Origin of the sequence: Pseudoalteromonas sp. NZS71, from assembly GCF_015864715.1 — a bacterium.
GTDB lineage: Bacteria > Pseudomonadota > Gammaproteobacteria > Enterobacterales > Alteromonadaceae > Pseudoalteromonas > Pseudoalteromonas arctica.
On record NZ_JADYWS010000007.1, the window covers coordinates 130,245 to 142,729 of the forward strand.

At 40.9% G+C, this 12,485-nt stretch carries 9 protein-coding genes; 2 read left to right on the forward strand and 7 right to left on the reverse strand.

The features are described 5' to 3' along the window. The first annotated feature begins 186 nt into the window (after positions 1–186). Positions 187–1,812 (forward strand): endonuclease, encoded by a 1,626-nt coding sequence (locus tag I6E85_RS06570; protein WP_197236727.1) that lies wholly within the window; start codon positions 187–189, stop codon positions 1,810–1,812. Between the two features lie 87 nt (positions 1,813–1,899). Here the strand turns inward: I6E85_RS06570 and I6E85_RS06575 are convergent, their stop codons facing one another. After that, on the reverse strand, positions 1,900–2,886 hold the full coding sequence (locus tag I6E85_RS06575; protein WP_024589520.1) for a hypothetical protein: 987 nt from the start codon (positions 2,884–2,886) through the stop codon (positions 1,900–1,902). A 418-nt stretch (positions 2,887–3,304) separates the two neighbouring features. Here I6E85_RS06575 and I6E85_RS06580 point away from each other — a divergent pair, with 418 nt between their 5' ends. After that, entirely contained in the window at positions 3,305–4,804 is a 1,500-nt protein-coding gene (locus tag I6E85_RS06580; protein WP_007582201.1) for a DUF3360 family protein, read from the forward strand. A 93-nt stretch (positions 4,805–4,897) separates the two neighbouring features. On the opposite strand, the gene leuD is transcribed toward I6E85_RS06580, so the two are convergent. The 6 genes from leuD to I6E85_RS06610 form a co-directional block, all read right to left on the reverse strand. Next, positions 4,898–5,497, reverse strand: coding sequence for a 3-isopropylmalate dehydratase small subunit (gene leuD, locus I6E85_RS06585; RefSeq protein ID WP_010555450.1), 600 nt, complete (start codon positions 5,495–5,497; stop codon positions 4,898–4,900). Next, positions 5,497–6,897 carry a 3-isopropylmalate dehydratase large subunit gene (gene leuC / locus I6E85_RS06590; protein WP_024589518.1) on the reverse strand — a complete coding sequence of 467 codons (1,401 nt, stop codon included), beginning with the start codon at positions 6,895–6,897 and terminating at the stop codon, positions 5,497–5,499. Before leuC ends, leuD begins: the two co-directional genes overlap by 1 nt. Before the next feature lie 60 nt (positions 6,898–6,957). Beyond that, entirely contained in the window at positions 6,958–8,034 is a 1,077-nt protein-coding gene (gene leuB / locus I6E85_RS06595; protein WP_024589517.1) for a 3-isopropylmalate dehydrogenase, read from the reverse strand. After that, positions 8,031–9,584 carry a 2-isopropylmalate synthase gene (gene leuA, locus I6E85_RS06600; protein ID WP_008171909.1) on the reverse strand — a complete coding sequence of 518 codons (1,554 nt, stop codon included), beginning with the start codon at positions 9,582–9,584 and terminating at the stop codon, positions 8,031–8,033. Before leuA ends, leuB begins: the two co-directional genes overlap by 4 nt. 593 nt (positions 9,585–10,177) lie before the next feature. Further along, positions 10,178–11,248 carry a hypothetical protein gene (locus I6E85_RS06605; protein WP_024589516.1) on the reverse strand — a complete coding sequence of 357 codons (1,071 nt, stop codon included), beginning with the start codon at positions 11,246–11,248 and terminating at the stop codon, positions 10,178–10,180. Positions 11,249–11,293: 45 nt separating this feature from the next. Then, a complete protein-coding gene (locus I6E85_RS06610; RefSeq protein ID WP_024589515.1) occupies positions 11,294–12,370 on the reverse strand; it encodes a hypothetical protein in 1,077 nt (358 codons plus the stop codon). Between the last annotated feature and the right edge of the window lie 115 nt (positions 12,371–12,485).

Sequence of the window (12,485 nt, forward strand, 5' to 3'; positions counted from 1 at the left end):
GGCTCTGCATAGATAAAAAAAGAATAGAATCTGCTTTGATATTCCATTTAGTTATTAATTTATAAAAATACCTTCAAAAACAGATTAAAGGGCAATTATTGCCTTTTACAGCACTTTAAATTAACAATTTTGTAACCTAACTAATGTAGGGTATATTCCTCATTCAAAATAAAAATAGGAACAACTATGTTACACGGGAAATATAAAAATAAACTACTTAGTACCGCATTGTTACTTGGCTCATTACCTGTAATGGCCAATGTAGCTAATGGCGGATTTGAACAATGGTCAGGTAATACACCTGATGCATGGACTACGATAGATAGCGGAATTGCTTTATCTCGCTCAACCAGCACAGTTAAAAGTGGCAGTAGCTCTGCTGCTGTAAATGTAACTACAGGGTCGCAAAGTAACACTGATTTACTACAACAAGTTGCTGTAGAAGCAGGTAAAACCTATAACTTTTCGGCTGATGTTTACCACACCGAAGGTAAAATTAAAGCTCGCTTGTATGTAGATGGTTATCAAGGCTATTCAAATCAAGCACAAACTAACCAATGGCAAACAGTTAGCCATAGCTATACAGCAAGTAGTGATAAAACAATTAGCGTAGGGCTTAGGTTTTATGATGTAAGTGGATTTGATGGCAGCGAAACCGTATACGTAGATAACTTTTTACCAAACGCTGATGGCAGCGCATCAACAAGCTGTACCGACAATAGCCTTACCTTAACGCTTAATACCGATAATTACGGTAGCGAAACTAGCTGGGCCGTTAATAACAATCAAGGTAGCGCTGTTGCTAACGGCAGTGGTTACGCATCAAACACTCAGTATGATGAGCAAATATGCCTAACTGATGGAACTTACACACTTGTTATTAACGACAGCTACGGCGATGGCATGTGTTGTTCAACAGGTAATGGCAGTTATGCGCTTAAGCAAGGCTCTACCACACTTGCTAGCGGTGCAAGTTTTAATAATACAGACAGCACGGCATTTACTTTAAGTAGTAGCTCTGGTGATGGCGGCGGGACCAACCCAACACCCACTGGCTACTATGGTACAGCTCAAGGGCTATCGGGCTATTCACTAAAAACTGAGCTTTATAATATTATTAAAGATTATAATGCACAGGGTTACTCGGCTATTTGGAATTTTTACGATTCATCTGCACGTGATACATACTTTGAAAACGATAACAGCATTTTAGATATGTATAGCGAAAAACCAAACGGCTCAGATAGCTACAATTATGCTGCGGTGAGCGATCAATGTGGTAACTATAGTGGAGAAGGCGGCTGTTACAACCGTGAGCATTCATTTCCTAAAAGCTGGTTTGGCGGCACTATTGAGCCAATGAACTCAGATGTGCATCATATTTACGCAACCGACGGTTATGTAAACTCAAAACGTAGTAACTTCCCATTTGGTGAAGTAGCAAGCGCTTCATTTACATCAACTAACGGAAGTAAATTAGGTTCTGCCGCAAATTCATTAAATTACTCAGGTACTGTATTTGAGCCAATTGACGAATTTAAAGGTGACTTTGCTCGCGCTTATTTTTACATGGCAACGCGCTACGAAAATGTAATAGGCACTTGGCAAACCAAAACGACCTCAAGTAATGCTGTACTTAATGGTTCAAGCAACCAAGTATTCGAGAACTGGGTTGTAGCCATGCTGCTTAACTGGCATAACAGCGATCCTGTAAGCCAAATGGAACTTGACCGTAACCAAGCAGCGTTTGAATTTCAAGGTAATCGTAACCCGTATATCGACCACCCTGAATTTGTAGAAATGATTTGGTAAAAGTTAGCAGTTAAAACAAAAGCCTTTGCAAATGCAAAGGCTTTACCTTTTAGCGTGTAATATTTTTTAAAAATATGATGGTTTAAGCTAATTATAATAAACAGTTACGATAAGTGATTTTTCAGCTCTGTTTTTCATCAACGTTAAAAGTGAATGATGAAAATCTTGAAATATCACCTCACCCCATATTCGCGAATAAACACCAAAATTTGTATTATCTTGCACGGTCGTTTTTAACGTTAAAATCGTATTGCCGCTTTTATCTTCACTTAACTCATATCCACCGTAAAGAGGTGAAAAGTATTCACCGCCTAGTTTTACGTGTTTATCGAGTGCGTCATCGGGGATAGCATCTGGGTCTATATCAAATCTATAATGCATCTGTTTATTTGGTTGCCAGTCGGTTATTACTTCTTTAAACACAACGCCTTTTTGCCAAGTACTTGTGCGAACAGCGCCTATACCGCTAGCATTCATACTTGCCTTTAATGGCTTTGGTACACCAATTAATTGAGTGAGTGAAAAAGGCACTTCCTGTGGTTTTATGTCACTCACATTAGCTAACTGCTGCCACACAACATTGATGGGCGCGTTAATAGCTATTGAATTTGTTACTTCGTATGTTTTTGATAAATGTAAAAAGTTAACTTCAATAGGTGAGAGCAATATAGGTAATAACGCGATTGATAATAAAGAACTATTCGCTTTTTTTATTTTACGTTTTCTAACAAAGCCCGCAAGTAACCCACCAATGCTGGCAAAAAACATAAAAGCAGGCAAAGCCATTGCCACACAAATGCTCCCTTCAAGCAAAGTAATTACACTTACAAATAAAAAAACAAAAATAGGCTGCCAAGCAATCGTGATCATTTGCCTTTTAGTTAATGTTTCTGTGCTTTTAAATTCAAAATGAACACGAATATAACCAATTGCAACGGGCACTAAAAACATAAATGATATAGAGACTAAGCTACCTAAATTGTAAGCATTGACTAGCTCTACAAACAGCCGCATAAATATGCCGTAAAGCGTACCAAGTAAAATACCAATTGATTTAGGGGAGTTGAGTTGCATCTCTATTCTTTATTGTTGTTATTAACAATCCGAAAGTAACAGAAGTATTATTTCACCACAAATAAAACGAAATTAACGGCTGCTACCAATAAGCTTTTCAAACAAAGCGGCTTTTACAGCCACTAAGACTAAAGGATAATAACCTGCCATTAACACTATTTCCCGCTATAAACAGTGATCAAACTCCTTGAAATAAAAACCAAGCTATTGATTTGTAATAACTTTAAATCATTTTGTGTAGTTTTATAATTTTTAACGTAAAGCTGATTGTCAGATTAACTGTATTAAAAACAACCATGCACGACCTTTTGCCTATACATCCCAGCCTAAGAGCTGATTTACCCTGCATGTTCAATATTCATTTGCTTTAACAAAAGCCGTATTTATTTGATTAAGCAACAATGTTGCAGGAGAACGCATGCAAACTACACCACCCGGTGATGCACCATCAAACACGCACAAGGATGCTCAAAGCTACGAGCAACTTCACAAGCCGAGTTCAGAGTTTAATACTCGCGACGAGTATCTCGAACATGAATTACAAATTATGCAGCCTAAGCGCTGGCGTCCTAATTTACCGTTTAGAGATTACCGATTTGAATTTGAAGACACCATTCCAGCAATGGCGGGCACTATTGGTAAAGTCGTTATGGTGGGGGCTATTGCAGCAACCTTTGCGGCGCCTCTTGGTTTAAGCGATGCATTTGTTTTAGAAAATGTACGTTACGAATTACTCATTGTTTCTATTTTTATCATCTTATTCTCAGGCTTTATTTTACCAACAGCCAACTTGGCTGGTACTCACGGCCCGCTTATTCCGTTAATTCCTATTGTTGTTGCTGCTGGCGGTCACCCTATGGCGTTTGGCTTACTCATTGGTGCCTTTGGTTTTATTTTAGCCATAACCAAGGGAGGAAGTATGCTCGCGCGCCTAACCAGTAAAGGTGTATGTGGCGGGCTGCTCATTTATTTAGGCTTTATTGGTACTATTTCGCAAGTTAAAAAGCTGTTTGCTTGGGCGGAAGCCATTGATATGGCACACATTGCATTTATTGTTATTTTAGCCACCATTTTATTGTATGCGCTATTAGAGCACTTTAAAAAACGTTGGTTAGCAGTGCCGTTAAGCTGCCTTATTGGTGGTGTGGTTGCCTTTGCCTTAGGTGCACCGTTTGAGTTTCATACTGCACCGGGTTTACCAAATATGAACCCAGCTTACTGGTGGGGTGAAAACACGGGCTGGATGCTAGGTTTACCAACACTTGAAAGCTTTGTTGTTGTACTCCCGTTTGCAGTGCTTGCCGTTGCCATGTGGTCGCCAGATTTTTTAGGTCATCAAGTATTTCAAAAAATAAGCTATCCGCAACGTACTGAAAAAGTACAAATGAATATCGACGACACCATGCTGAGCGCATCGGTTAGACAAACATTTGGCTCACTTGCCGGTGGTGCTAACTTTGCGTCCTCTTGGGGTACTTATATTGTGCCTGCCGCTATTGCTAAACGCCCTATCCCTGCTGGCGCTATTTTAACTGCATTATTTTGTATTATTGCTGGTTTATGGGGTTACCCTATGGATTTAGCAATTTGGCAGCCTGTATTGTGTGTAGCGCTTATTGTTGGGGTGTTTATCCCGCTACTTGAAGCTGGCATGGAAATGACGCGCGAAGGTAAAACGACGCAATCCGCCGCTATTGTGGTGTTTGCTTCGACCTTGGTTAATCCTGCTTTTGGTTGGTCACTTACTATGTTACTTGATAACTTAGGGCTGATTGGCTGTAAAGAGCGCAGCGCTGAGCTAACTAAAATGAGCCGCTGGGTGATTCCACTTATTATGTTTGTGTTACTTACCACTGTAATGGCAATTGTAGGCATGTTACCCGGTATACCTGCGTTAATGGCTGACTTTAGGCATTAACCTTTAGCTATTACATCTCATATTTACCCACAAAAAAGCACGGCAATTGCCGTGCTTTTTAATACGTGATTTTTAATACACACGGTTAAGCAATTACTGCCAAGAACGCTCAGTCGCTAGTTGTTTTTCAAACGCATCAATTTGTGGGTTTAGCGTTTCGGTTACACCAATAAAGTCTAAACCACTTAACAAACGTTCTTTTACCTCTTTACTAATATCAAAACTAATTGGTGCAAACTTACTGCTTGTTAGTGTTTGATTTTCAAGGTCGATTTCAATGTTAATATCGTCGTGCTGCTCGCTAAGTACAAACAGTTGCTCAAGCGTGTCGGCAGGTAACGCTATGGCTAACATTTGGTTGTTACCACAGTTATTAAAGAAAATATCTGCAAAGCTTTCAGCTAAAATAACTTCAAAGCCATATTGCTTCAGCGCCCATGGCGCGTGCTCACGAGATGAGCCACAACCAAAGTTGTCGCGCGTTAATAATATTTGCGCGCCTTGGTAGCATGGGCGGTTTAAAATAAAGTCAGGGTTTGGCTCGTCGTTATCTAGGTAACGCCAATCATAAAACAATGCCGCATCAAAGCCTTCGCGGCTAGTTGATGTTAAAAACTGCTTAGGGATAATTTGGTCAGTATCTACATTGTTTTTATCAAGTGGGGCCATTAAGCCACTAAAAAATACGCTCATTAGGCTTCTCCTCTAATATCAACAAAGTGACCATGTATTGCAGCGGCTGCCGCCATTGCGGGACTAACTAAATGGGTACGCCCACCACGACCTTGGCGACCCTCAAAGTTACGGTTAGAAGTAGATGCACAACGCTTGCCTGCTCCTAGGCGGTCATCGTTCATCGCTAAACACATAGAACAACCCGGTTCGCGCCATTCAAAGCCAGCGGCTTTAAAAATATCAGCTAAGCCTTCGTCTTCGGCTTGTTTTTTAACTAAGCCAGAGCCCGGTACAATTAACGCCTCTATGCCGGCTACAACCTGTTTGCCTTCTACAATTTTTGCAGCAGCGCGCAAGTCTTCAATGCGGCTATTTGTACATGAGCCAATAAATACCGTGTCTACTTTCGCGCTTGATAATTTATCGCCCGCTTTTAAGTCCATGTATTTAAGTGCGCTGCGAATAGCATCGGCTTTAATTAAATCTGGCTCTTTATCTGGATCGGGTATGCACTCATCAACACCAATTACTTGCTCTGGGCTTGTGCCCCAGGTAATTTGCGGTTGAATGTCGTCAGCATTTAGCTCAACAACTAAATCAAAGTGTGCGCCTTCATCTGTTTTTAATGTTTCCCAATATTCAACGGCTGCATCAAAATCTGCGCCTTTTGGTGCAAACGGACGACCTTTTAAGTAATCATAAGTAATTTGGTCAGATGCAATTAAACCCGCTTTTGCACCCATTTCTATGCTCATATTACATAGCGTCATACGGGCTTCCATTGAAAGCGCTTCAATGCCTGCACCACAAAACTCTGCTACATAACCTGTGCCACCAGCGGTACCTAACTTGCCAATTACCGCCATAATTAAATCTTTAGCCGTAACCGTTGGACGCAATACACCGTTAATTTGAATTTTTAACGATTTCGCCTTTTTTTGCTGTAGCGTTTGCGTTGCTAATACGTGCTCAACCTCAGACGTACCAATACCATGCGCTAATGCGCCAAACGCACCATGTGTAGAAGTATGGCTATCGCCACATACAATGGTTGTGCCTGGCAAAGTAATGCCTTGCTCTGGGCCCATTACATGGACAATGCCTTGGTTAATTGAGTTTAAATCGTAAAGTACAATACCAAACTCTTTACAGTTTTTATCAAGCGCCATTAATTGGTTTTTAGATACTTCGCTTGCGGCATCAAGTGATCGGCTTTTAGTCGATACGTTATGATCCATCGTTGCAAAGGTTTTTTCTGGGCAACGTACAGTACGGTTTTTTTCACGTAGACCTGCAAAAGCCTGCGGAGAAGTCACCTCGTGCACTAAATGGCGGTCAATATAAAGTAAGTCGGTTTGCTCGTTTATGCTGGCAACGGTGTGTGCTTGCCAAATTTTTTCGTATAACGTTTGGGCCACTTGCTAATTCCCTAATCTGTTTGAGTTGCAGCATAACGGTGCTGCAACTTTACTATGTTATTAAATGCGTGAAACGATGGCTGCTGCTACATCGCTTGTGCTGTAACCTGCATTTGGATATATATCTGGAGTGCCAACGCCTGCTTCTACGGCTTCTGCTACTGCTTTTTCAATCGTGCGAGCCGCTTCGTCTTGCCCTAGCGAGTAACGTAACATTAATGCGGCACTTAAAATTTGTGCTATTGGATTTGCAACGCCTTTACCTGCAATGTCTGGCGCTGAGCCGCCTGCTGGCTCGTACAATCCAAAACCCGATTGATTCAAGCTTGCCGATGGTAATAAGCCCATTGAGCCTGTGATCATAGCGCACTCATCTGACAAAATATCACCAAATAAGTTATCGCAAAGTAGTACGTCAAACTGGCTAGGCTGTTTAACTAACTGCATAGCCGCGTTATCTACGTAAATGTAATCTAAGCTTACTTCTGGGTAGTCTTTACTAACTTCAGTTACTACTTCGCGCCATAATACGCTTGATGCTAATACATTGGCTTTATCAACAGAGGTAACGTGGTTACTACGTAGTTTTGCCGCTTCAAAAGCAAAGCGTGCAATACGTTCGATTTCTTTTCGTGAGTATGTTTGCGTATCAAATGCAAACTCTTCTGCGCCTTCACCACTGCGACCTTTTTCACCAAAATAAATGCCGCCAGTTAGTTCGCGCACGCACAAAATATCAAAACCTTTTTCACTAATATCAGCGCGAAGTGGCGACGCTGCACTTAATGCAGGTAATAACTGTGCAGGGCGTAAATTACAAAACAAACCAAAGTGCTTACGAAGCGGCAATAACGATGCGCGCTCAGGCTGCTCGTTTGGTGGTAAGTTTTCCCATTTAGGACCGCCTACCGAACCAAATAAAATAGCGTCTGAGTTTTCACATGCAGTAAGCGTGCTCTCTGGTAATGCTTCACCAAATTCATCAATGGCTGCGCCACCAATAGCATGATGCTGACGGTTTAGGGTAAAACCAAACTTATTGCTCACAGCATCAAGTACTTGCTCTGCTGCTGCCATTACTTCTGGACCAATACCGTCGCCAGCTAATACTGCAACGCTGTAGTTTGTTTTACTCATCCTGCTTTCCTTTGTTGTTTTAAATCAGACACTTTTTGTGCACGATAAATTAAGTTATAAACACGGATCATGGCGCGTACCGACGCTTCAACCACATCCGCTGCAATGCCCGCACCGTGGTAAGGTCGGCCATCGTATTTAGCTATAATATTTACTTGGCCTAATGAGCTTGCACCTTGGCCTGTTGCTTCTAAGTTATATTCAATCATTTCAACGCTCATACCGGTTAAACGCTCAATAGCTGCAAACGAGGCTTCAACTGGACCATTACCTGTCGCCGCTTCTTGTTTAGCTTCGCCATCAATACGCATTCCAATGGTAGAGCTTGCTACTGATTGTGAGTTAGAGGCTGAGTTAACAAATTCTAATTGGTATTTTTCGTCTTTGTCGTTAATTTGATTAAAGTAAATCATCGCCTCAAGGTCGTAATCGTATACGGTGCCTTTTTGGTCAGCCAACTCAATAAAGCTTTTGTATAAGCCATCCATATCGTAATCAGATTTTTGATAGCCTAACTCTTCTAGGCGATGCTCAATAACATGACGACCCGAACGCGAAGTCATATTTAATTGGTTACTTGGCACACCAACGCTTTCTGGCGACATAATCTCATACGTATTTTGCGCTTTTAATACACCGTCTTGGTGAATGCCAGAACTATGCGCAAAGGCGTTTTCGCCAACAATCGCTTTATTTGGTTGTACTGGCATATTACAAATTTTAGCCACTTGACGAGATGCGCGGTAAATTTCTTCACTTTTAATATCGGTGTATACTTTTAAGTGGTCGTGGCGCATTTTCATGATCATCGCCACTTCTTCAAGCGAGCAGTTACCAGCACGCTCACCAATGCCATTAATAGTACACTCAATTTGGCGCGCACCGGCTTGCACTGCGGCTACCGAGTTTGCTACTGCTAAACCTAAATCATTGTGGCAATGCACGCTTAAGCGCGCTTTATCAATATTTGGCACGTTATTCATTAAATGGCGGATCATCGCGGCGTATTCGTCTGGCGTTACAAAACCAACGGTGTCTGGCAAGTTAATAGTTGAAGCTCCGGCATTAATTGCCTGCTCAACAATTTTACATAAATCCCAGTGCGGCGTACGACCGGCATCTTCACACGAAAACTCAACATCATCAGTATAGTTACGTGCCAATTTAATTGATTTAACAGCCATGGCCGTTGCATCGTCTAGGCTCATACGTAATTTATGTTCAAGGTGCAAAGGGCTTGTAGCAATAAAAGTATGAATACGGCTTTGCTGAGCTGTGCGAAGAGCTTCGCCACAGGCTTCAATGTCTTTAGCAACTGAGCGTGCTAAACCACAAATAATAGGACCTTTTACTTCGGTTGCAATACGTTGCACCGAGCGAAAATCAGCAGGGCTCGAAACCGGAAAGCCTACTTCCATCACATCCACATTCAAGCGGCTAATTGTATGTGCTAATTGAATTTTATCATCTTCAGTAAGGCTTGCTTTAAGTGCCTGTTCGCCATCACGTAAGGTGGTATCAAAAATCCATACTTTATCTTGCTCTTGCATAACTGCCCCTCATTCCTATGTTACCCAAATTTCAATTAATCCCAGCCGCGAGATAAAAAAAACCCCGCAATTGCGGGGTTTTTTAGTGTTCAACTCGATGCAAACACACTAATCCCCGCTTACTTGCCATAGCAGTAAGAGGTTAAGTTTTAGTGTAATTAAACGAATAATATGCATCTTGTTTTCTTATGTGTGTGTTCAGTGAAGCCTATTTTTAACATTACAAAGCCATGGAAGCAAGCATAAAAATTCCACAAAACACCTTTAAAACATAATCATAAAGAAAATAAAAACCAATAAACCTTAAATAACAAGATTAAAAATACCAAACACGCTTCTTGCCACCATAATCAAATCGGCTTTAAAGTGATCTCCGATTAGATAAGTTTTATTATTTTTATCTGGGCTTATAAAGTAATCCCATGTTTAATAATTAAAAAGTGCCATTACTCACTTTATCGACAAAATAGTCAAAGTGATTTGAGCTATATTGAGCCTACTTGCATATCAATAGAATCGATTCATTCTGTTCAAAGTATTCTGTTAATAAGTAAACTATTGGGCTTGCAGATCCTTTGCTTAGTTCATGCATATTAACTTCCTTGCATTGCCGAATTAGTAATTGCTATAGGGTATATTGAGCCCATACCCCAAATATTATTCTCTTTTTCTAATGCTTCTGATTGTTCGCCTGTCACTATGTTTATTATTCTTATAATACGCTCGGAAAGGAACCACCCTTTCTCATTACGCTCAGGCAAATTGCGATTGGTATATTCCAGCTGATAATCTTCTTTATCAGAGAAAATAACGCCATTACCTTCTCCTATTTCTGAGTTCTTTATTTCCGGGTTAGCAATATTCACCCAATGAAAATGTGCTTTTGGCCTTGAATGAGTCATAAATGCTAAATACTTCCCATCAGGTGAAATACGGTGGTTTTTCATCTCCCACGCTTTCGGAAAACCAAAATTAACTTTGCGTACTATTTCACCATTAAACTTATGTATCCAAAAGCCATCGTGCTTTATCGCTAAAAACTCTTTATCACCAGGCAGTAAAAAAGCAGCGCCGCTATGATGAATTTGCGGTCGAGAGATGAGTTCCCCTGTTGGTACATGGTAATTAAAGTGTTTGCCATCTGAGTAAAAAATGACGTTTTCACTGTCTGAGGTCCAGTTAAACCAAGGGTAGCCACCCCCGCCTGACATAGTAATTAGCTTTTTCTCTTTGGTGTCGTATAACTGGCGAGTCGCTCGGTCATTTATATAACCCGAAATAGCAATATAACGGTTATCTGGTGAGCGTGCTGGTGGATGCAATCCCGCAGGCTCCAGTTGGGTAAAAATTTCTTCTGGAATAATACGGCGCCTGTCTGAGCCATCTAACCGTGATGACCACAGCGTGCGTACTTCACTGTATTTATATTTATTCCAAAACATTAGCCGCGGGGTTGAAAATGTATCTGCATCGCCATACACCTCTTCACGTATTTCTAGTGGCCACTCTGGATGGTTTTTATGCTCTTTAGCCCATGGGTATTTAGCAACATCAACTTCTACTTGTGGTGAACTTTGCGATGAGGGCTCTGAGCAACCGCTTAGCAATAAGCTAAAACAAACGCAGAGGGCGCAAAGCACGCTGTGATTTTTTATAAACGTCATTATCAAAATCCTTTTTGGCTTTTATTTAGAGAAAGGCATGTATGGTTACAACCCCTGCGCTGCTACATTTGTAATCGCTATTGGACCTAAAGTATCAAGACCCCAAATACCCATTTCCTTTACGCGTGTGATTTTTTTTTCACCTGTTAAAATATTCGTTTTAGTCATAATACTGTATATGTCAGGCACTTCATCCCGACTAGTTGGCCTTTTAAAATCGTTATAGCCAAATTTGAGGGTAACGTCTTTATCAAGTGAAAAAATTACATTGCTGCCCATACCTTTCTCTGAATGCTCTATTTCAGGATTGGCAATATTCACCCAATGAAAATGCGCTTTTGGTCTAATATGAGTCATAAACGCTAAGTATTTTCCATCCGGTGAGATACGGTGGTCCAGCATCTCCCATTTCCTCGGAAAACCAAAGTTCACTTTACGCACTACTTCACCATTAAACTTATGTATCCAAAAGCCATCGTGCTTTACAGCTAAAAACTCTTTATCACCTGGGAGTAAAAAAGCAGCGCCACTGTGGTGAATTTGCGGCCGAGAGGTTAGTTCCCCTGTTGGTACATTGTAGTTAAAATTTTTACCATCTGAGTAAAAAATGACGTTTTCACTGTCTGAGGTCCAGTTAAACCAAGGGTAGCCGCCCCCGCTTGACATGGTAATGAGTTTTTTCTCTTTGGTATCGTATAACTGGCGAGTCGCTCGGTCATTTATATAGCCCGAAATAGCAATATAACGGTTATCTGGTGAGCGTGCTGGTGCATGAATACTAATAGATTCAAGCTTTTGAAATACCTCTTCTGGAATAATACGGCGCCTGTCTGAGCCATCTAACCGTGATGACCACAGCGTGCGCACTGCACTGTATTTATATTTATTCCAAAACATTAACCGCGGGGTTGAAAATGTATCTGCATCACCATACACCTCTTCGCGTATTTCAAGTGGCCACTCTGGATGGTTTTTGTGCTCTTTAACCCATGGGTATTTAGAAACGTCAACGGCTGTTGTGTTTTTTGTACTTTGCGATGATGGCTCTGAGCAACCGCTTAGCAATAAGCTAAAACAAACGCAGAGGACGCAAAGCACGCTGTGATTTTTTAAAAACGTCATTATTAAAATCCTTTTAAGCAGTTAAAGTACTGAGCCAATCTGCATACTATGCCCATACCCTAATAAATAAAAAGCTCATATTCATGAGCTTTTTATTCTTGCTATAATTGCGCTG